Source organism: Pseudomonas bijieensis (assembly GCF_013347965.1).
GTDB classification, from domain to species: Bacteria; Pseudomonadota; Gammaproteobacteria; order Pseudomonadales; family Pseudomonadaceae; genus Aquipseudomonas; species Aquipseudomonas bijieensis.
The window spans coordinates 5,426,317-5,450,583 of sequence record NZ_CP048810.1 but is presented as its reverse complement, the minus strand read 5'-3'; the positions used below and the strand labels follow the sequence as shown (position 1 = coordinate 5,450,583).

Below are 24,267 nucleotides of genomic sequence, written 5' to 3'. Positions count from 1 at the left end.
GATGACCTTTATGAACCCACAAATGATCAAACTCCTGGGCCTGTCCGCCCTGACTGCCGGCATTCTCGCCGCCGCAAGCGGCGCCCGCGCCGATGAAATCAAGGCCCCGACCTTCACGGCCGAACCGTGCTGCAATCTGTGCCCTGCCGCCCACGACGCGAAGAACTACACCACGCGCTACCAGCAGAACTTCACCACGCTGGTACAAGCCCAGGGTGACTGGCTGTTCCGGACCCAGGAAGACCTGCGTACCGAATTCAACACCACCCCCGCCGGTTACAAGCGCATGCAGCAGTTGCACGATGCGTTCAAGGCCAAAGGCGTCGAGCTGGTGATCGTCTACCAGCCAACCCGGGGCCTGGTAAACCGCAACAAGCTCAACCCACAGGAAAAGGCCGCTTTCGACTATGAGAAAGCCCTGACCAACTACAAATCCATGCTCGGCCGTTTCGCCCAGATGGGCTATGTGGTGCCGGACCTGTCGCCGCTGACCAACGAGAACCTGCCGGAAACCCTGCCGGCCCACGATTTCTATTTCCGTGGCGACCAGCACTGGACTCCGTACGGCGCCCAGCGCACGGCCAAGATCGTCGCCGAGAAGGTCAAGCAGATCCCGGCCTTCGCCGACATTCCCAAGCGTGAGTTCGAGACCAAGAAGTCCGGCCGCATGGGCAAGACCGGCACCCTGCACAACATGGCCGGGCAACTGTGCGGCACCAGCTATGCGATCCAGTACATGGACCAGTTCACCACCGAACCCAAGGGCGAGGCTGGCGACGGCGACCTGTTCGGCGATTCCGGCAACCCGCAGATCACCCTCGTGGGCACCAGTCACAGCGGCAAGAACTACAACTTTGCCGGTTTCCTGGAAGAAGCCATCGGCGCCGACATTCTCAACGTCGCCTTCCCTGGTGGCGGCCTGGAAGGCGCGATGATCCAGTACCTGGGCAGCGAAGAGTTCCAGAAGAACCCGCCGAAAATCCTCATCTGGGAATTCTCGCCGCTGTATCGCCTGGACCAGGAAACCATCTACCGCCAGATGATGGCGCTGCTGGACAACAACGGCTGCGAAGGCAAGCCGGCACTCATGAGCAGCAAGACCGCGCTCAAGCCGGGCAAGAACGAATTGATGGTCAATAGCAAGAACATGGATCTGCGTAACAGCAGCCACCAAGTCGACATCCGCTTCGCCGACACCTCGGTGAAAACCTTGCAAGCCACCCTCTGGTACATGAATGGGCGCCACGAGGATATCAAGATCGAAAAACCGGATACCTCGGAAACCGACGGACGTTTCGCCTTCCAATTGCGTACTGATGACGACTGGGCTTCCCAGAACCTGCTGGCTGTAGAAGTCCAGGGACCTGAAGCCGGCAAGGAGCCACAGCAAGTGGAAGCGAAAATCTGCAAACGCAACGCATCTCCGCAAGCCGAACAAACGGCTCAAATCGGACAATGAGGTCTCGTCTCATGACTAGAACCATGCGCACCCGAACGTTGAAAACGCTGCTGGCGCCATCCCTGCTGACCCTGGCGATGTTCGCCGGGGCCACGCAGGCGGCGGCCCCGCTGCGTCCGCCACAGGGTTACTTCGCACCGATCGAGAAGGTCAAGGTGGGCGAAGCCGCCCAAGGTTGCGATGCCACACCGACGCCCTACACTGGCTCCCTGCAATTTCGCAGCAAGTACGAGGGCTCCGACAAGGCCCGCGCGACCCTGAACGTGCAGTCGGAAAAAGCCTTCCGCGACAGCACCGCCGACATCACCAAGATCGAGCGTGGCGTCAGCAAGCAAGTGATGCAATTCATGCGTGACGGTCGTCCCGAACAATTGGAATGCACCCTCAACTGGCTGACCGCGTGGGCCCAGGCCGATGCACTGATGTCCAAGGACTTCAACCACACCGGCAAGTCCATGCGCAAATGGGCGCTGGGCAGCATGGCTTCGGCCTATGTACGCCTGAAGTTCTCCGAGTCCCGCCCACTGGCCAATCATCAGGAGCAGGCGCAACTGATCGAAGGCTGGTTCAGCCGGATGGCCGATCAGGTGGTCAGCGACTGGGACAACCTGCCGCTGGACAAGACCAACAACCACTCCTACTGGGCCGCCTGGTCGGTGATGGCAACGGCCGTGGCAACCAACCGCCGCGACCTGTTCGATTGGGCCGTCAAGGAATACAAGGTCGGCGTCAACCAGGTCGATGCGGACGGTTTCCTGCCCAACGAACTCAAGCGCAAACAACGGGCCCTGTCCTACCACAACTACGCGTTGCCGCCGCTGGCGATGATCGCCAGTTTCGCCCAGGTCAACGGCGTGGACCTGCGCCAGGAAAACAACGGTGCGCTCAAGCGACTGGGTGATCGGGTGCTGGCCGGGGTGAAAGACCCGGACATCTTCGAAGAGAAGAACGGCGACGAGCAGGACATGAAGGACCTGAAGATCGATTCGAAATTCGCCTGGCTCGAACCGTTCTGCAGCCTCTACACCTGTTCCGAGGATGTGCTGGAGCGCAAGCACGAAATGCAACCGTTCAAGACTTTCCGCCTCGGCGGGGACTTGACCAAGGTGTATGACCCGTCACGGGAGAAAGGCGAAAAAGGAAGCTGACACCACTCACCCTGCCGACAGGGAAACCTGTGGGAGCGAGCCTGCTCGCGATAGCGGTCTGACATTCGCCAAGGATGTCGACTGATACACCGTCATCGCGAGCAGGCTCGCTCCCACAAGGGGAGTTGGGTCTGTTTCGAATGTAATGAAGCCCCCCGGTTTTCATGGGGGGGTTTGGGGGGGCTCTGGCCCTTGACTGTTGATTCAACATGGAGAGATCGGGATGGTATTTTCATCCAATGTGTTCCTGTTCCTGTTCCTGCCGATCTTTCTCGGCTTGTACTACTTGAGCGGGCAACGCTATCGCAACCTGCTGCTGCTGATCGCCAGCTACGTGTTCTATGCCTGGTGGCGAGTGGACTTCCTCGCACTGTTCGCCGGCGTGACCCTGTGGAACTACTGGATAGGCCTGAAAGTCGGCGCCGCGGGTGTGCGCACCAAACCGGCCCAGCGCTGGCTGCTGCTCGGCGTGGGCGTGGACTTGGCCATCCTGGGCTATTTCAAGTACGCCAACTTCGGCGTGGACAGCCTCAACGCAATCATCACCGGCTTCGGTCTCAACCCGTTCATCCTGACCCACGTGCTGTTGCCGATCGGGATCTCGTTCTACATCTTCGAGTCCATCAGCTACATCATCGACGTCTATCGCGGTGACACACCGGCCACCCGCAACCTGATCGACTTCGCGGCGTTCGTGGCGATTTTCCCGCACCTGATCGCTGGCCCCGTGCTGCGTTTCCGCGACCTGGCCGACCAGTTCAACAACCGTACCCACACCCTGGACAAGTTCTCCGAAGGCTGCACCCGCTTCATGCAGGGCTTCATCAAGAAAGTGTTCATCGCCGACACCCTGGCGGTCGTGGCCGACCATTGCTTCGCCTTGCAAAACCCGACCACGGGCGATGCCTGGCTCGGCGCCCTGGCCTACACCGCGCAGCTGTACTTCGACTTCTCCGGCTACAGCGACATGGCCATCGGCCTGGGCCTGATGATGGGTTTCCGTTTCATGGAAAACTTCAAGCAGCCCTACATCAGCCAGTCGATCACCGAGTTCTGGCGCCGCTGGCACATCAGCCTCTCCACCTGGCTGCGCGATTACCTCTACATCACCCTGGGCGGTAACCGCAAAGGTACGTTGATGACCTATCGCAACCTGTTCCTGACCATGCTGCTCGGTGGTCTGTGGCACGGCGCGAACATCACCTACGTGATCTGGGGTGCCTGGCACGGTATCTGGCTGGCCATCGAGAAGGCCGTGGGCATCAACACCACACCACGCAGCATCAACCCGATCCGCTGGGCGCTGACCTTCCTGCTGGTGGTCATGGGCTGGGTGATTTTCCGTGCCGAGAACCTGCACGTGGCCGGTCGCATGTACGGCGCCATGTTCAGCTTCGGCGACTGGTCGCTATCGGAACTGACCCGCGCCAACCTCACCGGCCTGCAGATCGCGACGCTGGTGGTGGCCTACATCACCCTCGCATTCTTCGGCCTGCGGGACTTCTACACCAACCGTCCGCCGCTCAAGACCAAGCCCGAGGTCAACACCGAGGCCAACGGCCCGGCCACCGCGCAACCGGGGATGATCAAGGCCGTACCGGGTGACAACCCATCGACGATCCATGAACCGGGCTACACCGTGGGTGTCGAAGCCCAGGTGCAACCTGCCTACTGGACCGTGGACTGGTCACGCTACGTGATGCGCGCCCTGGTACTGCTGCTGTTCATCGCCTCGATTCTCAAACTCTCGGCGCAAAGCTTCTCGCCGTTCCTTTACTTCCAGTTCTGAGGGATCTGAATATGACCCGCTCATTACGCATCTTTTACATCGCACTGTTCATGCTGATCCTGACAGCGCTGGGCCTGTGGTCGATGCGCAGCTTCTTCGGCTTCAACACCAACCCCGACGCGACCGTGCTCAACGGGCGCTGGGCCAAAGCCGTGGAAACGCACTACGACGACGAGTTCCCGATCAAGCGCCTGGGCACCAACATCTGGGCCGCGCTGGACTACAAGCTGTTCAACGAAGGCCGTAAAGGCGTGGTCCTGGGCCGCGACCAGTGGCTGTACAGCGACGAAGAGTTCAACCCGATCGTCAACGAAGAGCTGAACCTGCAAGGCAACTACGCACTGGTCGAAGGCGTGCGCCAGAAGCTCAAGGAACAAGGCATCACCCTGGTGATGGCGATCATACCGGCCAAGGCTCGCCTGTATCCGGAGCACCTGGGTGACGTGAAGCCATCGAGCATTCACGCCAACCTTTACCAGGACTTCCACGCTCGCGTGGCGGCCGACAAGATCCTCGCCCCTGACCTGCTCGGCCCGCTGCAACAGGCCAAGCAAAGCGGCCAGCAAGTGTTCCTGCGCACCGACACCCACTGGACCCCGGAAGGTGCCCAGGTCGCTGCCGAGAACCTGGCCAAGGCCATTGCCGAGAAATCACCGCTCAACGGCGAGCCGCAACGCTTCGTCACCGAGCCTGCGGAGAAAATCACCCACAAGGGCGACCTGCGTCAGTTCCTGCCCCTGGATCCGCTGTTCGAAAACCTGATGCCGGCCCAGGAACCGCTGGTCAAGCGTAATACCCGCGAAGCCGACGACCAGCCGGCCGGCGACGACGCGCTGTTCGCTGACGCCCAGGTGCCCGTGGCCCTGATCGGCACCAGCTACAGCGCCAACCCTACCTGGAACTTCGTCGGTGCACTCAAGCAAGCCCTGCACAGCGACGTCGTGAACTACGCCGAAGACGGCCACGGCCCGATTCTGCCGATGCTCAGCTACCTCAAGAGCGATGCCTTCAAGAACAGCCCGCCACAGGTGCTGATCTGGGAGTTCCCTGAACGTTATCTGCCCGTGAACAACGAAATCGGCGACGCCGACCCACAGTGGGTCGCAGAGCTCAAACAAGCCGGTGCGCGCCAACAGAACGTAGCCGCCAACACCCCATCCGAGACGCCCGACCGGGCGCAAAACTGAAAGAGAGGTCCACCATGACTTTCAACACTACTCCTCGCCGTCTCGCTGCTCGCTCCTTCAAGGCCGTTGCCCTCGTCGCCAGCATGAGCGCCCTTTCTCTGTCAGCCTTTGCCGGTGACTCGGCCCTGTACGGCCCGGTCGCGCCAAAAGGCTCGAGCTTCGTGCGGGTCTATAACGCCGCCAACGCCGAAGTCAGCGCCACCGTCGGCAGCACCAACATCAGCGACGTAGCTCCCTTGGCCAGCAGCGACTTCAGCTTCATGCCCGGTGGCGACTACAGCGCCAAGGTCGGCAGCCAGACCGTGCCGGTGAAACTGGCTTCCGATCACTATTACACCCTGGTCAACAACGCCAGCGGCCAGCCTCAGTTGATCGAAGAGCCGCCGTTCAAGAACAAGCAGAAGTCCTTGGTGCGCGTGCAGAACCTCAGCGACAAGGCTCTGACCCTCAAGACCGCCGATGGCAAGACCGAAGTGGTGCCGAACGTCGCGGCCAAAGGTCGTGGCGAGCGTGAAATCAACCCAGTGAAGGTGACCCTGGCGCTGTTCGAAGGCGACAAGAAAGTCGGCGACCTCAAGCCCGTGGCCCTGGAACGCGGCGAAGCGGCCGTGCTGTACGTCACCGGTTCAGGCAGCAGCCTGTCGCCAGTGTGGGTGAAACGCCCAGTGTCGACCCGCTGATGAATTCGCCTGATTGACGCTGTACCCCCTGTGGGAGCGGGCTTGCTCGCGAATACGGTCTCACATTCAACATTGATGTTGGCTGAACCACCGCTTTCGCGAGCAAGCCCGCTCCCACCCTGAATCGGGGTGTCATTCGGGTACGGAACAACAACAAGAGAGTGAAACGACAGAACGCAGTAGCTCTAACAACCATTTCGCTTCAAGGAGTAACAAACATGATTCCGGTGATCTTGTCAGGTGGTAGTGGCTCACGTCTTTGGCCGCTTTCGCGCAAGCAATTCCCTAAACAGTTCCTGGCCCCTGACCGGTGAACACACCCTGTTCCAGCAGACCCTCGAGCGCCTGGTGTTCGAAGGCATGGACACGCCGATCGTGGTCTGCAACAAAGACCACCGTTTCATCGTCAACGAGCAGTTGAGCAACCGTAAGCTCGAAGCCCAGCGCATCCTGATGGAACCGTTCGGGCGCAACACCGCACCGGCCGTGGCGCTGACCGCGATGATGCTGGTCAACGAAGGTCGCGACGAGTTGATGCTGGTGCTGCCGGCCGACCACGTGATCGAAGACCAGAAAGCCCTGCAACGCGCCCTGGCCCTGGCCACCGTGGCTGCCGAGCGTGGCGAAATGGTGCTGTTCGGCGTACCGGCCACCAAACCGGAAACCGGCTACGGCTACATCAAGTCGACCAACGATGCGCTGCTGCCCGAGGGCGTGAGCCGCGTCTCGCACTTCGTCGAAAAACCCGACGTCAAGCGTGCCACCGAGTTCGTCGAGGCCGGCGGGTATTTCTGGAACAGCGGCATGTTCCTGTTCCGTGCCAGCCGCTTCCTCGAAGAGCTGAAAAAGCACGATCCGGACATCTACGACACCTGCCTGCTGACTCTGGAGCGCAGTGAGCAGACCCCGGATACCATCACCTTCGACGAAGCCACCTTCGCCTGCTGCCCGGACAACTCCATCGACTACGCGGTGATGGAAAAGACCCAGCGCGCCTGTGTGGTCCCACTGTCGGCCGGTTGGAGTGATGTCGGCTGCTGGTCGTCGCTGTGGGAAGTCAATGCCAAGGACGCCAACGGCAACGTCACCAAGGGCGACGTGGTCGTCCAGGACAGCCGCAACTGCATGATCCACGGCAACGGCAAGCTGGTGTCGGTGATTGGCCTGGACAACATCGTGGTGGTCGAAACCAAGGACGCCATGATGATCGCCCACAAGGACAAGGTCCAAGGCGTCAAGCAGATGGTCAACACCCTCAACGCCCAGGGCCGCACCGAGACCCAGAACCACTGCGAGGTCTATCGTCCGTGGGGTTCCTATGACTCGGTGGACATGGGCGGTCGTTTCCAGGTCAAGCACATCTCGGTCAAGCCGGGCGCGTGCCTGTCGTTGCAGATGCACCACCACCGCGCCGAACACTGGATCGTGGTCAGCGGCACCGCTGAAGTGACCTGCGACGAGAACGTGTTCCTGCTCTGCGAAAACCAGTCGACCTATATCCCGATCGCGTCGGTCCACCGCCTGCGCAACCCGGGCAAGATCCCGCTGGAAATCATCGAGGTTCAGTCCGGCAGCTATCTGGGCGAAGACGACATCGAGCGTTTCGAGGACATCTACGGTCGTTCCACCCCGGTTGAGCGCGGCGTCTCGGTGAAAACCATCGCGCAGTAAACCTTCGCAAAAGAGAAGCCCCCGTCCAGCCCACTGCGTCCCCTATCCGCAGTGGGTTGGGTGGGGCCTTTTTTTTGCCTGCACATGCCGAGCAGCATCATCGCTTCAACACCTGCCACTCTCTTCGGTAGGATGGGCCTACGGTATCGGAGGCTTCAACCATGCTTATCGGCGTCTTGCTGGTTATCACCTGGCTCATCCTGCTGCTGCGCTACCCGGCCAAGGCCTTGCCGGTATCCCTGGCGGCGTTCATCGGCCTGGGCCTGGTCGCCGCGTGGGTGCTCTGGCAGGAAAACCGCGAGACCCGGCAACTGGAGCGCCTGGAATTGCGCATCAGCTATGCCCCCGGACAATGCCCCGCCGACCGGCCGCTGTCGCTGACCATAAAAAACACCAATGACGTGCCGCTGATCGAACTGCAGTGGCGGGTCGCGGCCTATGCGCCTGGCGACACCATCAACCTCGCCGACAGCCCCTACGACGCACCGCGCTACCGTGGCCCGGGCGAATTGCAGGCCGGGGCCGATTGGCAAGACTGCCTGCCGCTGCCGCCCCTGCGCCCAGGGTATCGCCCACAGACCCTGGAGTTTCGCGCCGAGCGATTGCACGGTAGCTTTTCCAACTGATTGCCCTGCCCCCCACTTTTTTGCATAAGGAATGCACCATGCCTGTTGCGTTGATTACCGGATGTTCCAGCGGCATTGGCCGCGCCCTCGCCGACGCCTTCAAGGCTGCGGGTTATCAGGTCTGGGCCACGGCGCGCAAGACTGACGACGTGGCGACACTCGCCACCGCCGGGTTCACCGCCGTGCAGCTGGACGTCAACGACGGCCCGGCCCTGGAACAACTGAACGAGCGGATCAACCAGCAGCACGGCGGGCTGGATGTGCTGGTCAACAATGCCGGCTACGGTGCCATGGGCCCGCTGCTGGACGGTGGCGTGCCGGCCATGCAGCGGCAGTTCGAAACCAATGTGTTCGCCATCGTCGGCGTGACGCGCGCGCTGTTTCCGGTGTTGCGCCGCGCTCGGGGGCTGGTGGTGAACATCGGCAGCGTGTCCGGCGTACTGGTCACGCCGTTTGCCGGCGCCTACTGCGCCTCGAAGGCCGCGGTGCACGCCTTGAGCGATGCCTTGCGCATGGAACTGGCGCCGTTCGGCATTCGCGTGATGGAAGTCCAGCCCGGCGCGATAGCCTCCAGCTTCGCCAAGAATGCCGGCCATGAAGCCGAACAGCTGATCAGCGAACAATCGCCCTGGTGGCCCCTGCGCGACGGCATCCGCTCCCGCGCCAAGGCCTCCCAGGACAACCCGACCCCGGCCAACGAATTCGCCGCCGGCCTGCTCAAGGCCGTGCAACAACCCAAGCCTCCGCGCCTGTTGCGCCTGGGCAACGGCAGCCGGTCACTGCCCTTGATGGCCGGGTGGCTGCCCAAGGGGCTTCTGGAGAAGGGGTTGATGAAGCGGTTTGGGTTGGGTGGGTCGCTGTAGCTACTGAAAAAGCAGGCACTTTTCTGTGGCGGACACAAAACTCATGCCCACCGAAGATCCAATGTGGGAGCGAGCTTGCTCGCGAAGGCGCCGGCACAGCCAATATCAATGCAAGCTGAACCACCGCATTCGCGAGCAAGCCCGCTCCCACAGGGGATCTCTGGTGTGTATCAAATCTCACCATCATTCCATTGGTAATCAGTGATCTCAGCGATTGTCGTGGGGCTCGACCACCACCGTACAGGTCATCCCCGCCGCCAGCAGCACACCTTCCGGCACTTCATCGAGATGAATCCGCACCGGCACCCGCTGGGCCAGGCGCACCCAGTTGAAGGTCGGGTTGACGTCGGCGATCAATTCGCGGCTTTCAGGGTTGTCACGGTCGTAGATGCCGCGGGAGATGCTTTCCACGTGTCCCTTGAGCATTTCGCCGCTCATGAGCTGCAACTGCGCCGAATCACCAACCCGCACCTTGGGCAGTTTGGTCTCTTCGAAGTAGCCATAGACCCAGAACGAATGCATGTCCACCACGGCCATCTTCGCCTCGCCGATGCGCGCATAGTCGCCACGGTGCACGTTGAGGTTGGTGACGTAACCGTCCACCGCCGCGCGGACTTCGGTGCGCGCCAGGTTCAGCTCGGCCGCCTCCAGTTGCGCCTGGGCCTGCTGGTAATCGGCCAGGGCCGAGTCGGCGATGTTGCTGGCGTCGTCGCGGTTTTCCCGGGAGATCACCAGGCTGTCCAGGTCGGCGCGGCGATGGGCGTTGACCTTGCGCATCTCCCAGGTGGCCTTGCGCGACGCCACCAGGGAACGCGCCTGCTTCACGGCGATGCGGTAATGCTCGGGATCGACGCGCAGCAGCAGGTCACCCTTTTTTACGATTTGGTTGTCGCGCACCGGCACCTCGACCACTTCGCCGCTGACGTCGGCGGCGACGTTGATGATGTCGGCCCGCACCCGACCATCGCGGGTCCAGGGGGTGTTCATGTAATGCACCCATAACGTACGGCCAATCCACAGGGCCAGGGCCAGCACCAACAGTGTCGCCAGCAGGCTGAAAAACTTTTTCATCGCATCGATCTCAACGGTAGACCGTCAGCGCCAGCGCGCCGAACAGGCAGGTAAACAGACTCAGGCGCAGCAACGCCGGGTGCCAGAAGAAGCGGTACAGGTCCAGCCCCGACAGGAAGCGGTCCAGCGCCCAGGCCAGGGCGGCGGCGATGAAGAACATCAAGGTCATGGTGGGCATGTACACGCCATGGAAGGCGATCTCACGGGGCATGTTCAGGTTCCTGGGACAGCGGTGTGGCAGGCGGCATGGCATAGCCGGCCAATGGCGATTGCGGGTCGAGCAGCGAGGTACGGATGAAATGCAGGTAGCTTTTCACCCGACGCAGGGCCGAGGTGTCGAAATGCGGGGCGAAGGGTTCGTCGGTGGCCTGCACACGGCTGATGGCGTGATCCACTGCCACCAGGGCACGCTCCAGATTGCTCTGGCTCGGCTGGCGGAACAGCCGCACCAGTGCCCGCCCCATCACGCGGATCGCCTGGCGCCACGGCTGGCTTTCGGCATAAGCCGGATGCACGGGCAAAATCGCCTGCTCCTTGCGCAACTCGATAATCGCGTGGCCAACCTCCAGCACCACGAACATCCAGCGCAGCAATCCCCGTTGCACCTGGGGCTGCCCCGCCGCCAGCCCGTAAGCTTGGTGCAGCAAGTCGCGGGTACCGCTTTCGAAACTCGACGCCAGGCCCTTGAGCTTGCCGCTGATGGCAAACACCACTTGCTCGCGCAGGTCCTGCTCCAACCGGCGCCACAACCAGCGGCTGTTGGGCGGCAGGATGATTGCCCCGGCGGCGGCGCATACCAGCATGCCGAGGATCATCGCGATGTAGTCGTTGATGAACGCGTAGGGGTTGTAGACCGTCAGGTTGTCCGGCACCGAACCGGTGCTGAAAAAGATCAGCAGCCCCAGCCCGACTCCGGCGTATTGCGGCCTGGAACTGAGGAACGAACCGAGCATGATCACTGGCGCCAGCATCACGCAAAGCAACGGGAAGCCATCGATCAACGGGAAGATGAAAAACATCTCGACGAAGCCGATCAACGCCCCGAACAACGTGCCGCAGGCCATCTGGAACGCCATGCGCTTGGGGTTGGGCGTCGCGGCCGACAAGCCCACCGTGGCGGCGGCGATCATCGTCATGGTCGCGCCGCTCGGCCAAGCCGTGGCGACCCAGTAACTACCCAGCACCAACAGGATGAAGGCGGCACGAATACCCGATGCCGTGGCAGCCAACCAGTTGGTCTGCGGCACGAATGGTTCGTCCCAGCGCTCACGTTCGTGGCGATGATCGGCCAGGGATGCATGGGTCAGGGCATAGCCATGCAGATCGTCGACGAAGCGATAAAGCAGCTCGTAGGCGGTATGGAAATCCAACTGCTGCCCATCACTGGGTTCCGTTTCCTGGAACAACGCTCGCAGCCGTCGTACCTGGGCCGGCAGTTCGGCCTTATAGTCGGCCAGCGCCACCGCCAGACGGGCCGCATCGGCGTCGGTCAGGGCGCGGCCACTGAAGCCATCGAGCAGTTCAGCCAAGGTTTGCAAACCCGGCTTGATGGCGTTGACCACGTGATCCGCCGCACTGCCGCGCAAGCGTTCGAGTAATTGGTGCAAGGCGTTGAAGCGGGTGGTGACGCCCATGAACTCGCTGTTCAAACGACTGAGCCGGCCATTGCGCCGACGCATGTGCGGGTCTTCGAACACGGTCACGCTGCGCAGGCTTTCCAGGCCGACGGCTTCAGCGATGAAGCCCACGTTACGCGCCTCGAAGGCCTCTCGCTGGCTGCGCCCACGCAGGCCATCGGTCACGAACAGGGCAAATACCCCAAAGCGCTGGTACAAGGCATTGCGCATGGCGGCGCTGGCGGTTTGCGGCAGGATCGCGGCGCTGACCAGGGTAGCGCAGAGAATTCCCAGGGATATCTCCAGCACCCGCCAGACCGCCGCCATGAACGCGCCTTCCGGATGGGCCAGGGCTGGCAGGCCGATCATCGCCGCGGTGTAGCCGGCCAGCACAAAACCGTAGGCCCGGAAGTTGCGGTAACGCGCCGCCCCCGCCGAACAGAGGCCAACCCAGATCGCCAGGCAACCGAGAAACGGCTCGGTGTTCTGGGCAAACAAGGCGATCAACGCCACCATCACCGCCGAGCCGGCCAGGGTACCGAGCAAGCGATAGAAGCTCTTGGCGAACACCTGCCCGCTCTGGGGCTGCATGACAATGAATACGGTGATCATGGCCGTGCGCGGTTGGGGCAGTTCCAGGCGCATCGCCAGCCACAAGGTCAAAAACGCAGCAAACAGGACCTTGAAGATATAGACCCAGGTCACCCCGTCGCTGCGGGCCCAGTCGAAGAAACCACGGCGCCACTCGAGGCGATAGAGCCGGCGGGCAGGAGCGAGTAAAGACATCACAATAGAACTACTCTGCATGGCTCAAGTCGGAGGAGTCGTTACCGGCTTCCAGCCCACCGCCCAATGCCGTCACCAGGTCGGCATGGGCACTCAAGCGCGCCGCCTCCACTTGCTGCTGCACCTGTTGCTGCTTGAACAAGAGGCTTTGGGCGTTGAGCACGTTGAGGTAATCCGTCAGCCCGCGCTGGAACGCCACCAGCGCAATATCGTAAGTGCGCTGGGCGGCCGCCACCGATTCAGCGGCGAAGGCTTGTTGCTTGTCCATCGATTCACGCCGGATCAACTGATCGGAAATCCCCTTGAGGGCATTCACCAGTGTCTGGTTGTAGTGGGCCACGGCGATGTCATAACCGGCCGCCGCCTCGCCCAACTGCGAACGCAAGCGCCCACCGTCGAAGATCGGCAACGTGATCGCCGGTCCGACGTTGTAGGTAAGCTTCTTGCCGGTCAAGAACTCCAGCGCCCCGCCGCCGGTGGCCATGTAGCCAATACTGCCCACCAGGTCGACGTTGGGATAAAAGCCGGCGCGAGCCACATCGATACCCCGCGCCTGAGCGGCCACTTGCCAACGCCCGGCCACCACATCCGGACGCTGGCCGAGCAGCTCGGCGGGCAAGGCCGACGGCAACTTCAAAGGTGCGCCGAGGGCCAGGGTCGGACGCCGCAGCCGCGCGCCCTCTCCTGGCCCCTTGCCCGCCAGCGCCGCCAATTGATTGCGGCTCAAGGCAATGGCTTCGTCGAGGGCGTCGAGTTGGCGATGGGTCTCAGGCAACGGCGCCTGGGCCTGGCTGACTTCGAAATGGGTGCCGATGCCGCCATCCAGGCGCTTTTGCGCCAGCTCTAGAATCTGCTCTTGTTGATGGAGGGTCGCGGCGACGATATCGCGCTGGGCGTAGTGCAACGAAAACTGGATGTAGGCGCGCACGATGTTGCTCTGCAATTCCAGTTGCGCCTGCCGCGCCTCAGCGACACTGGCATGGGCCAGGTCAACCGCCCGTTCACTGGCATTACGCTCGCGGCCCCACAGGTCCAGGGCGTAGCTCAAGCCCAGGCCGGCGTTGTTGTCCCAGGTGGTGGTGTCGGCGAGCTCGCCAGGGCCATAGAACTGATCGGTGGGCCAGTTGTGACGCTTGAGGGTCGCCTGGCCATTGATCTGCAGCGACTCGGCGGCCTCGACGACACCGGCCATCGCCTTAGCCTGGCGTATCCGGGCGGCGGCCATGGCCAGGCTCGGGCTGTCGTGCACGGCCAGGTCGATCCAGCGATTCAACTGCGGGTCGCCATAGGCGTTCCACCACTGGTGGGTAGGCCAGTGGGCATCGCGGGCGGCATCGCGGATGGCCGCATCGGTAGCCAATTGGTTGGCCGGTAACACCTGGCTTTGCGGCCCAATCCCTCCTGTCCCGATGCAACCGCTGATGGTTAATGTCAGAACCCAAACACTGAGAGTCTTCAGCTCTCTGCTGATGCAACGCGGCACTTGCGCAAAATTCCTGAGATGGAGAGGCATGAAGCGATCATGAGGATGCATGCCTGGTAACACACTTGTGGGAGCGAGCCTGCTCGCGATGGCGTCCGGCCAGACACATCGAAGGTGGATGTGGTGCCCCCCATCGCGAGCAGGCTCGCTCCCCACAAGGAGTCAATAGGTCCAGGATTGGCGGCAATTCTAGGCATCGCCCTCCCCGGCGATAAGCCGACCTTTCTGTGAATCTTTGTTACCGTTAACGCGATAATCCATTAGTCGGGTCCCGCAGCTCTGTAACTTCGTGTCACAATTTGCCACCTCCCAAGAGAGCCCTCCATGGACACCTTGCAAAACATGCGCGCGTTCAGCTGTGTTGCCGAAGCCGGCAGTTTCACCGCCGCCGCCGTGCAACTGGATACCACCACAGCCAACGTCTCGCGTGCGATTTCCAATCTGGAAGCCCACCTGCAAACCCGCCTGCTCAACCGTACCACTCGCCGGATCGCCCTGACCGAGGCGGGTAAACGCTACTTGTTGCGTTGCGAGCAGATCCTGGCTTATGTCGAAGAAGCGGAAGCCGAGGCCAGCGATGCCCACGCGCGACCGGCCGGGCAGTTGAAGGTCCACACGATGACCGGCATCGGCCAGCATTTCGTGATCGACGCCATCGCCCGTTACCGCAAGACGCATCCGGATGTGACCTTCGACCTGACCCTGGCCAACCGGGTGCCGGACATCCTCGACGAGGGCTATGACGTCTCCATCGTGCTCGCCAGCGAGCTGCCGGATTCGGGTTTTGTCTCCCAGCGCCTGGGGATTACCTACAGCATCGTCTGCGCGTCGCCCGCCTACGTGAAAGCCAGCGGCTGCCCGCAAAAACCCAGCGACCTGCTCAACCACGCCTGCCTGCGCCTGGTCAGCCCGGTCATTCCGCTGGAAAAATGGGTGTTCGACGGCCCGGAAGGCCAGGAGATGGTCACCATCAACAGCTCACCGTTCCTGGTCAATTCCGCCGACGCGATGAAAACCGCGATCACCAGCGGCATGGGCGTGGGGGTACTGCCGGTGTACGCCGCCATCGAAGGCTTGCGCAACGGCACGCTGGTGCGGGTCATGCCCAACTACCGCTCCCAGGAACTGAACCTCTATGCCATCTACCCGTCGCGCCAATACCTGGATGCGAAGATCAAGACCTGGGTCGAGTACCTGCGAGGCTCGTTGCCGGAAATCCTCGCGGCGCACCAGTCTGAGCTGGCGGCTTACGAATTGAGCGGAAAGCTGGCTGGCGCACGGGTCGCGAACTGAGATCGCCCCGTGCGTGAAGAAGGATGATTTCAGCGCTTGCCCATCGAACGACGCGTGCCGGGAGGCGCAGCGCCCGGGGTCTTGGTATGGCCATTCTTCGCGCCGTTCTTGTACCACGGCTGTTGCCCGGCACCCTTGGCCGCAGCCAGCTCACCTGGTTTGAATGGGAATTTGAAGGCCGGAATCGGCGCTTTGACGTCCTCGGCGCTGGAAACATCGCTGTGGGACAAATCGGCCTGTTCGCCGCCAGGGAGTTCGTCCGCAGGCGAAGATGTCGGGGAATTCATGTAGGGCTCCGGGTCATGCATGCCAGTCGGGCCCGAAGAGCGAGCCGCGAAAGGCGGCAGTATACCTGGCCGATATCACAGCGCGCAGGGCAGTTTCATCCAGCACAACCATTCATCTGACAGCAAGCCGGGACAAAACTGACAAGCCTGACAGTTAGCCGTCACCTTCCTGACCGGCTCGTAACGCTATATAAGAAAGCTCCAACTCCTGTGTCCCGAACCGGCCTTTCATATCCATGCACACCCAGAAGAAAACTGTCCTGCTCGTCGTGCTGTTGGTCGCCCTGGCGGCCCTTGTCCTCTGGTTTGTGCTCAAGCCCGTGACCGCCAAGCCCAGCGCTCCTGCCGCTGTTCCGGTACGGGCCGTCAGCGTGGTGCAAAAAGACGTACCGCGCTTTGCCAGCGGCATCGGCACGGTCCTGTCGCTGCACAGCGTGGTCATCCGGCCGCAGATCGACGGCATCCTCACCCGGTTGTTGGTCAAGGAAGGACAGTTGGTCAAGAAGGGGGACCTGTTGGCGACCATCGACGATCGTTCGATCCGCGCCAGCCTCGACCAGGCCCGGGCCCAACTCGGCGAGAGCCAGGCGCAGCTCGCCGTGGCCCAGGTCAATCTCAAGCGCTACAAATTACTCAGCGTCGATGACGGCGTATCGAAACAGACCTATGACCAGCAACAGGCGCTGGTCAACCAGCTCAAGGCCACCGCCCAGGGCAACCAGGCGGCCATCGACTCGGCGCAGGTGCAACTTTCCTACACCCAGATCCGCTCCCCGGTGAGCGGGCGTGTCGGCATTCGTAACGTGGATGAAGGCAACTTCCTGCGCACCAGCGACACCGAAGGCCTGTTCACGGTGACCCAGATCGATCCGATCGCAGTGGAGTTCTCCCTGCCCCAGCAGATGCTGCCCACCTTGCAACGGTTGATCGCGGCGCCCGAGCAAGCCTTGGTCAAGGCCTACATCGGTGCCGATGGTGCCACCGGGGAGTTGCTGGGCGAGGGGCGCCTGAGTCTTATCGACAACCAGATCAACACCAACACCGGGACCCTGCGGGCCAAGGCTGAATTCAACAACGCCGCGCAACGGCTGTGGCCCGGGCAACTGGTGACGCTGAAGATCCAGACCGCCCTCGACAAGGACGCCCTGGTGGTGCCTCCCACCGTGGTCCAGCGCGGGCTGGAGCAACACTTCGTGTACCGGATCAAGGGCGACAAGGTCGAGAGCGTGCCGGTGGTGATGGTTTACCAGGACAGCGACATGCACATCATCAAGGGCGTGAACGCCGGCGACCAACTGGTGAGCGACGGTCAGTCACGGCTCAAGCCTGGCAGCCACATCCAGGTGCTCAGTGATCCGCCCGCCCTGGCCAAGACCGCGGAGCCGCAACCATGAAGGGCCGCGGCTCGGTTTCGGCGTGGTGCATCGACCACCCCATCGCCACGGTGCTGCTGACGTTTGCCCTGGTCCTGCTGGGGGTGATCGCGTTTCCTCGCCTGCCCGTCGCGCCGTTGCCGGAGGCGGAATTCCCGACCATCCAGGTCAACGCGCAGTTGCCGGGGGCCAGTCCCGAAACCATGGCCTCGTCGGTGGCCACACCGCTGGAAGTGCAATTCAGTGCCATCCCCGGCATCACCCAGATGACCTCCAGCAGCGCACTGGGCTCGACCAACCTGATCCTGCAATTCAGCCTCGATAAAAGCATCGACACCGCCGCCCAGGAAGTGCAGGCGGCGATCAACACCGCCGCCGGCAAACTGCCCAACGACATGCCGAACCTGCCGACCTGGCGCAAGGTCAACCCCGCCGACAGCCCGGTGCTGATCCTCAGTATCAGTTCCACCCTGATGCCCGGCACCGAGCTGAGCGACTACGTCGAGACCCTGCTCTCGCGTCAGATCAGCCAGATCGATGGTGTAGGGCAAATCTACATTACCGGCCAGCAACGTCCGGCGATCCGGGTCCAGGCCTCGGCTGACCGACTCGCCGCCATCGGCCTGACCCTGGCGGACATCCGCCTGGCGCTCCAGCAGGCCAGCCTCAACCTGGCCAAGGGCGCCCTGTACGGCGAATCGAGCGTTTCCACCCTGTCCACCAACGACCAGCTGTTCCAACCTGAGGAGTACGGTGAGCTGATCGTGTCCTACAAGGACGGGGCACCGGTTCACCTCAAGGACATCGCCAAGGTCGTCAACGGCTCGGAAAACGCCTACGTCCAGGCCTGGGCCGACAACGAACCGGGGGTCAACCTGGTGATCTTCCGGCAGCCGGGGGCGAACATCGTCGAGACCGTCGACCGCATCCAGGCGGCCCTGCCCACCCTGCAAGCCATGTTGCCCGCCGCAGTGCAGGTCAAGGTCCTGATCGACCGCACCCAGACCATCCGCGCCTCGTTGCATGAAGTGGAAATCACCTTGCTGATCGCGGTGCTGCTGGTGGTCGCGGTGATGGCGTTGTTCCTGCGCCAGCTCTCGGCGACCCTGATTGTCTCGGCGGTGCTGGGGGTATCGCTGACCGCCAGCTTCGCGTTGATGTACGTGATGGGCTTCAGCCTGAACAACCTGACCCTGGTGGCGATCGTCATTTCGGTAGGGTTCGTGGTGGACGATGCGATCGTGGTGGTGGAGAACATCCACCGGCACCTGGAGGCCGGAGACGGCATGCGCGAAGCGGCGATCAAGGGCGCTGGCGAAATCGGCTTCACCGTGGTCTCCATCAGTTTCTCGTTGATAGCGGCGTTCATTCCGTTGCTGTTCATGGGCGGCGTGGTCGGGCGCCTGTTCAAGGAGTTCGCCCTGACCGCCACCTCGACCATCCTGATTTCAGTGGTGGTGTCGCTCACGTTGGCGCCGACCCTGGCCGCGCTATTCATGCGCGCCCCGGTGCATAATGCCCACAACAAGATCGGGTTCGGCGAGCGCCTGCTGAGCTGGTACGAGCACGGCCTGCGTCGGGCCCTGGCCCATCAAAAACTGATGATCGGTGTGTTCGGCCTGACCCTGGCATTGGCGGTGGTGGGCTACGTGTTCATTCCCAAGGGGTTCTTCCCGGTACAGGACACCGGCCTGGTGCTGGGCACCAGCGAAGCCGCCGCCGATGTGTCGTTCCCGGACATGGTGGCCAAGCACAAGGCCCTGGCCGAAATCGTCGCCGCCGACCCGGCGGTGCAAACCTTCTCCCACTCCGTCGGCGTCTCGGGCAACAACCAGACCATCGCCAACGGCCGCTTCTGGATCGCCCTCAAGCCCCGGGGCGAGCGTGAGGTGTCGGCCAGCGGCTTCATCGACCGGATCCGCCCGCAATTACTGAAAATCCCCGGCGTGGTGCTGTACCTCAGGGCCGGACAGGACATCAACCTCAGTTCCGGCCCCAGTCGCGCCCAGTATCAATACGTGCTCAAGAGCAACGATGGGCCGAGCCTGAACGCCTGGACACAAAAACTCACCGACAAGCTGCGCGGCAACCCGGCGTTTCGTGACATCTCCAACGACCTGCAACTGGGCGGCAGCATTACCCACATCAACATCGACCGCAGCGCGGCGGCACGTTTCGGCCTCACCGCCACCGATGTCGACCAGGCTCTATACGACGCCTTCGGCCAGCGCCAGATCAATGAATTCCAGACCGAGACCAACCAGTACAACGTGATCCTGGAGCTCGACGCCCAGCAACGAGGCAAGGCCGAAAGCCTGGCGTATTTCTACCTGCGTTCGCCCCTGAGCGGGGAAATGGTGCCGCTCTCGGCCCTGGCCCGCTTCGATGCGCCGAGCAACGGCCCGCTGTCGATTGCTCACGACGGCATGTTCCCGGCCGCCAACCTGTCATTCAACCTGGCACCAGGCGTGGCCCTGGGGGACGCGGTGCGCCTGCTCGACCAGGCGAAGAACGAAATCGGCATGCCGGCGGCCATCACCGGCAGCTTCCAGGGCGCAGCCCAGGCCTTCCAGAGCTCCCTGGCCAGCCAGCCATGGCTGATCCTCGCCGCGCTGGTGGCCGTGTACATCATTCTTGGCGTGCTCTACGAGAGTTTCGTGCATCCGTTGACGATCATCTCCACCCTGCCCTCCGCCGGCCTCGGCGCGCTGATCATGCTCTGGCTGCTGGGCCAGGACTTTTCGATCATGGCGCTGATCGGGCTGGTGCTGCTGATCGGGATCGTCAAGAAGAACGGCATCCTGATGATCGACTTCGCCCTCGACGCCCAGCGCAACAGAGGACTCGCGCCCCAGGAAGCGATTTTCCAGGCGTGCCTGACACGCTTCCGTCCGATCATGATGACCACCCTGGCCGCGCTGCTCGGTGCCTTGCCGCTGATGCTCGGCTATGGCCCCGGCGCAGAGCTGCGCCAGCCCCTGGGCATCGCGGTAGTGGGCGGCCTGCTGGTGAGCCAGGCGCTGACGCTGTTCACCACACCGGTCATATACTTGTGGCTGGAGCGACTGTTCCATCGGCCCGCCCATCAGCCAGGGTCGGCGCCGACGGCGGCACTGGCGAGCACAGACCACTGAGGCGGGGCCATGCGCGTTCTGATTATCGAAGACGAAGAAAAAACCGCGGACTACCTGCACCGCGGCCTGACCGAACAGGGCTACACCGTGGACGTGGCGCCGGACGGCATCGAGGGGCTGCACCTGGCCCTGGAAACCGACTATGCGGTGATCGTGCTCGACGTGATGCTGCCGGGCCTGGACGGCTTCGGCGTACTGCGGGCCTTGCGCGCCCGCAAGCAGACACCGGTGATCATGCTCACCGCCCGGGAACGGGTCGAGGACCGCATCAAGGGGCTGCGCGACGGTGCCGATGATTACCTGGGCAAGCCCTTCTCGTTCCTGGAACTGGTCGCTCGCCTGCAAGCCCTGACCCGCCGCAGCGGTGGTCATGAACCGGTGCAGGTGAGCATCGCCGACCTGTGGATCGACCTGATCAGCCGCAAGGCCACCCGTGCCGGCCAGCGCCTCGACCTGACGGCCAAGGAATTCTCCCTGCTCAGCGTCCTGGCCCGTCGCCAGGGCGAGATCCTGTCGAAAACCGCCATTGCCGAAATGGTCTGGGACATCAACTTCGACAGTGATGCCAACGTGGTGGAAGTGGCGATCAAACGCTTGCGGGCCAAGCTCGATGGGCCATTCGAGCAGAAACTGCTGCACACCATCCGCGGCATGGGCTATGTGCTGGAGAGTCGCAGTGATGAGCTTCCCTGACAGCATCGCCCTGCGCCTGAGCGCCATGTTCACGCTGGTGGCGGCGTTGGTGTTCCTGTTGATCGGGGGTGCCTTGTACCAACAGGTCGCCAAGGGCCTGGGGCTGCTGCCCGAAGCCGAACTCGATGCCCGCTACAGCGTCCTGGAGTCCACGGTCGGCCGCTACGGCACGCCTGAACACTGGGTGAAGATCAACAACAAGCTGCGATTGCTCGGTGAAGAAGACAAGCGCATCCATTTCTGGATCGTCAGTGACGATCCGCGCTTTGAATACGGCGATCCCGATGCGCAGATCCGTACCTTTGCCCAAGGCCCCCTGGGCAAACGCGACCTGACGTTGCCCCACCGGCACTACCCGATGAAAGTGCTGGTGAGCCAATTCCCGGCCAAGGACCTGCGCCCATCGCTACGCTTCATGATCGGCATCGACACCGAGACCTTCTACCAGACCCAGCATCGCCTGTTGGTGGCGCTGGTGAGCCTGGCGATCGTCGGTGTGATCCTGGCTTCATTGCTGGGCTACTGGGTCGCGCGTATCGGCCTCAAGCCGCTGATCAAGCTGTCCGATGAGGCTCGGCGCCTGGCCCCGCCCCGCCTGTCCGGACGCTTGCAGCTATCGCCCTTGCCGCCGGAGCTGAGCCAGTTCGTCAGTTCCTTCAACGCCACCCTCGACCGGGTCGAACAGGCTTACTCGCGCCTGGAATCGTTCAACGCAGACGTCGCCCATGAACTGCGCTCGCCCCTGACCAACCTGATCGGCCAGACCCAAGTAGCCCTGACCCGCGGACGCTCGGCCGAGCATTACTTCGAAGTGTTGCAGTCAAACCTCGAAGAATTGGAACGGCTGCGCTCGATCATCAACGACATGCTGTTCCTGGCCAGCGCCGACCAGGGTAGCAAGGCCACCAAGCTGACCAGCACCTCCCTGGCCGGCGAAGTGGCGACCACCCTCGACTACCTGGACTTCATTCTCGAAGACGCCCAGGTCCAGGTCCGGGTCAGCGGCGACGCCCAGGCCAACATCGAGATCGCCCACCTGCGTCGAGCACTGATCAACCTGTTGAGCAACGCCGTACAACACACCGCGCCAGGGCAAGTGATCGACGTGCGCATCGAAGCCCTTGGCGACCAGATCTGCCTTGCCGTCACCAACCCCGGCGAACCGATTGCCGGCGAGCACCTGCCGCGCCTGTTCGAACGGTTCTATCGCGTCGACGCCTCGCGCAGCAACAGCGGCGCCAACCATGGGCTGGGATTGGCCATCGTCAAGGCGATTGCACTGATGCATGGTGGGGATGTGTTCGTGCACAGCGACCAGGGCGCCAACACGTTCGGGATCCGCTTGCCGGCCTGAAGCCCTCCATAGGATTCGATCTTTTCCCGAATTGAATGCTGGGCGAAAGCCAGCTCGATCAAAATCAACAGATCGCAACCTTCGGCAGCTCCCACCGGCTTATTGCACAAACACTGATTGCCCGCCTCCACCGATCCAAGCACAATCAGCAAAAGGCCAGCATCTGGTTCATTGCCGGTTTGCAATCCTTTGGGACGGATCCCAGCCACATGACAATGCAGACATCGGAACCATGAGCGCGCGCAGTGCGACACCCGGCAACACCCCGCTTTCCAGACGTTCAGAATGGGTACTCGTACTGGCCAGCTCGCTGGTTGTCGTTGCCATTCTGGGCATCGTGACCTTCCTGCTGATTCGTGAACACGCCGCCGCCCAACAGGCAGCGACGCGTGCGGCGACCAATATCGTGCAACTGATCGATGCCGATGTGCTGCGCAACGTGGAGCTCTACGATCTGTCGCTGCAAGGTCTGGTCGCCGCCGCCAAGCGCGATGATCTGAAGGACGTTTCGCCAACGATTCGCCATCTGGCGCTGTTCGATCGCGCCACCGCCGCGCCCTACAAAGGCGACATCCTGCTGCTCGACAAACACGGCGATGTGATCGCTGACTCCGCCTCGATCGAACCGCGCAAAGGCAATTATGCCGATCGGGAGTATTTCCAATCCCATGTCCAGAACCCGAGCCTGGACATGATGATCAGCCGCCCGTTTCGGTCCAGGAGCCACGCGCAGGACTGGCGCATCAGTTTCAGCCGTCGGCTGAGCGATGAACAGGGTGAGTTCATAGGCGTGGCCGAGGCAGCAATGCGCTTGAACTACTTCAACCAATTGTTCAAGAGCCTGAACATCGGTCATGGCGGCACGGTCAATCTGGTCAGCCGAGACGGTATTCTCCTGGCGCAAGAACCGCCCTTGGCCGAAGACCTGACAGGCAAGGACTTCAGTAACCGACCGAACTTCGTACGCATCCTGCGCGAAGGCAATGGTAGTTTCACCAGCGTGTCTGGCCAGGACCAGACGACGCGCCTGTACACCTTTTCCCAAGTGGGCAACTTGCCGTTGATCGTGGTGGTCGCGCTCTCGACCCAGGAGGTCTTTGCTTCATGGCAACGTACAGCACTGCTGGTCAGCGGCGCTACCGGCGCACTGTGCATCGGTTTACTCTGGCTCACCTGGCTGCTGCGCCGTGAACTACGACGCCGCCACGCTGCGGAGCGGGAATTGGCCCAACTGGCGTCCGTCGACTCGCTAACAGGCCTGGCCAACCGCCGGGCCCTGGACGAAGCACTGCAACAGGAATGGCTACGGGCACAGCGCTCAGGCCAGCCGCTGTCGGTCATGATGATTGATGCCGATCACTTCAAGGCGTTCAATGATCGCCATGGGCACCAGGGCGGTGACGAGGCCTTGCGAACCCTCGCGCGGTTGATCAGCAGGCACGTCCGCCGACCGGCCGACCTGGCAGCGCGCTACGGCGGTGAGGAATTCTCGGTAGTACTGCCGGAAACCACCACCGCCGGCGCGTTCACCATGGCCCAGCACATCCGCGAGGCGGTGGAACAACTGCCACCGGCTATCGCCGGTGGCGCGCCCCTGACCGTCAGCATCGGCATCGCCACTTGGGTCCAAGGGCCGTATGGCGAACTCGAACAACTCCTGTTCGCCGCGGACAAGGCGTTGTACCAGGCCAAGGCCAGTGGGCGTAATCGCGTAGTTTGTGCGATGTAAAACCTGATCAGGTAAGCACCAGCTT

18 protein-coding genes and 1 pseudogene are annotated in these 24,267 nt (G+C 62.4%); 14 read left to right on the top strand and 5 right to left on the bottom strand.

Annotated features, from left to right (window positions below; genetic code table 11):
- Window positions 1-10 precede the first annotated feature (10 nt).
- The 8 genes and pseudogenes from GN234_RS24060 to GN234_RS24025 all read left to right on the top strand — a co-directional run bounded on the left by GN234_RS24060 (window position 11) and on the right by GN234_RS24025 (window position 9,423).
- Entirely contained in the window at window positions 11-1,459 is a 1,449-nt protein-coding gene (locus GN234_RS24060) for an alginate O-acetyltransferase (protein ID WP_109754787.1), read from the top strand.
- 23 nt (window positions 1,460-1,482) lie between these two features.
- Window positions 1,483-2,607, top strand: a complete 1,125-nt coding sequence (locus GN234_RS24055; RefSeq protein WP_134925699.1) for a mannuronate-specific alginate lyase — start codon at window positions 1,483-1,485, stop codon at window positions 2,605-2,607.
- A gap of 223 nt (window positions 2,608-2,830) precedes the next feature.
- The gene (locus GN234_RS24050; RefSeq protein ID WP_109754790.1) at window positions 2,831-4,396 is read left to right on the top strand and encodes an MBOAT family O-acyltransferase; all 1,566 of its coding nucleotides are present in this window, start codon (window positions 2,831-2,833) and stop codon (window positions 4,394-4,396) included.
- Between the two features lie 11 nt (window positions 4,397-4,407).
- Window positions 4,408-5,583 (top strand): alginate O-acetyltransferase, encoded by a 1,176-nt coding sequence (locus tag GN234_RS24045; RefSeq protein ID WP_116833391.1) that lies wholly within the window; start codon window positions 4,408-4,410, stop codon window positions 5,581-5,583.
- A gap of 14 nt (window positions 5,584-5,597) precedes the next feature.
- A complete protein-coding gene (locus GN234_RS24040) occupies window positions 5,598-6,263 on the top strand; it encodes an alginate O-acetyltransferase AlgF (protein ID WP_109754792.1) in 666 nt (221 codons plus the stop codon).
- A 218-nt stretch (window positions 6,264-6,481) separates the two neighbouring features.
- Window positions 6,482-7,934 (top strand): annotated as a pseudogene (locus GN234_RS24035) (mannose-1-phosphate guanylyltransferase/mannose-6-phosphate isomerase).
- A gap of 161 nt (window positions 7,935-8,095) precedes the next feature.
- A complete protein-coding gene (locus tag GN234_RS24030) occupies window positions 8,096-8,560 on the top strand; it encodes a multidrug transporter (protein ID WP_109754794.1) in 465 nt (154 codons plus the stop codon).
- A 38-nt stretch (window positions 8,561-8,598) separates the two neighbouring features.
- On the top strand, window positions 8,599-9,423 hold the full coding sequence (locus GN234_RS24025; protein ID WP_116833392.1) for an SDR family oxidoreductase: 825 nt from the start codon (window positions 8,599-8,601) through the stop codon (window positions 9,421-9,423).
- 207 nt (window positions 9,424-9,630) lie between these two features.
- On the opposite strand, the gene GN234_RS24020 is transcribed toward GN234_RS24025, so the two are convergent.
- Genes GN234_RS24020 through GN234_RS24005 form a run of 4 tightly spaced genes read right to left on the bottom strand, consistent with a single transcriptional unit; the run spans window position 9,631 to window position 14,379 of the window.
- Window positions 9,631-10,494 (bottom strand): efflux RND transporter periplasmic adaptor subunit, encoded by an 864-nt coding sequence (locus tag GN234_RS24020; protein ID WP_176689171.1) that lies wholly within the window; start codon window positions 10,492-10,494, stop codon window positions 9,631-9,633.
- A 10-nt stretch (window positions 10,495-10,504) separates the two neighbouring features.
- Window positions 10,505-10,705, bottom strand: a complete 201-nt coding sequence (locus tag GN234_RS24015; RefSeq protein ID WP_024617598.1) for a DUF1656 domain-containing protein — start codon at window positions 10,703-10,705, stop codon at window positions 10,505-10,507.
- Window positions 10,695-12,899 carry an FUSC family protein gene (locus GN234_RS24010; protein WP_109754938.1) on the bottom strand — a complete coding sequence of 735 codons (2,205 nt, stop codon included), beginning with the start codon at window positions 12,897-12,899 and terminating at the stop codon, window positions 10,695-10,697. The genes GN234_RS24015 and GN234_RS24010 overlap by 11 nt, the downstream gene beginning before the upstream one ends.
- Window positions 12,900-12,906: 7 nt before the next feature.
- Window positions 12,907-14,379, bottom strand: a complete 1,473-nt coding sequence (locus GN234_RS24005; protein WP_176689626.1) for an efflux transporter outer membrane subunit — start codon at window positions 14,377-14,379, stop codon at window positions 12,907-12,909.
- A 324-nt stretch (window positions 14,380-14,703) separates the two neighbouring features.
- On the opposite strand from GN234_RS24005, the gene GN234_RS24000 reads away from it, so the two are divergent.
- Window positions 14,704-15,672, top strand: coding sequence for a LysR family transcriptional regulator (locus GN234_RS24000; RefSeq protein ID WP_176689170.1), 969 nt, complete (start codon window positions 14,704-14,706; stop codon window positions 15,670-15,672).
- Window positions 15,673-15,701: 29 nt separating this feature from the next.
- Here GN234_RS24000 and GN234_RS23995 read toward each other — a convergent pair whose 3' ends face one another.
- Window positions 15,702-15,959: a hypothetical protein gene (locus GN234_RS23995; protein WP_109754799.1), complete on the bottom strand. Its 258-nt coding sequence runs from the start codon at window positions 15,957-15,959 to the stop codon at window positions 15,702-15,704.
- A gap of 236 nt (window positions 15,960-16,195) precedes the next feature.
- Between GN234_RS23995 and GN234_RS23990 the strand changes: the two genes are divergently transcribed.
- From GN234_RS23990 to GN234_RS23970, 5 genes are all read left to right on the top strand, one after another.
- A complete protein-coding gene (locus GN234_RS23990) occupies window positions 16,196-17,353 on the top strand; it encodes an efflux RND transporter periplasmic adaptor subunit (RefSeq protein WP_109754800.1) in 1,158 nt (385 codons plus the stop codon).
- Window positions 17,350-20,466, top strand: coding sequence for a multidrug efflux RND transporter permease subunit (locus GN234_RS23985; RefSeq protein WP_176689169.1), 3,117 nt, complete (start codon window positions 17,350-17,352; stop codon window positions 20,464-20,466). Before GN234_RS23990 ends, GN234_RS23985 begins: the two co-directional genes overlap by 4 nt.
- Window positions 20,467-20,475: 9 nt before the next feature.
- On the top strand, window positions 20,476-21,159 hold the full coding sequence (locus tag GN234_RS23980; protein ID WP_109754802.1) for a heavy metal response regulator transcription factor: 684 nt from the start codon (window positions 20,476-20,478) through the stop codon (window positions 21,157-21,159).
- A complete protein-coding gene (locus tag GN234_RS23975; RefSeq protein ID WP_109754803.1) occupies window positions 21,146-22,513 on the top strand; it encodes a heavy metal sensor histidine kinase in 1,368 nt (455 codons plus the stop codon). Before GN234_RS23980 ends, GN234_RS23975 begins: the two co-directional genes overlap by 14 nt.
- A 232-nt stretch (window positions 22,514-22,745) precedes the next feature.
- Window positions 22,746-24,242, top strand: a complete 1,497-nt coding sequence (locus GN234_RS23970) for a sensor domain-containing diguanylate cyclase (protein ID WP_109754805.1) — start codon at window positions 22,746-22,748, stop codon at window positions 24,240-24,242.
- Window positions 24,243-24,267: the final 25 nt, after the last annotated feature.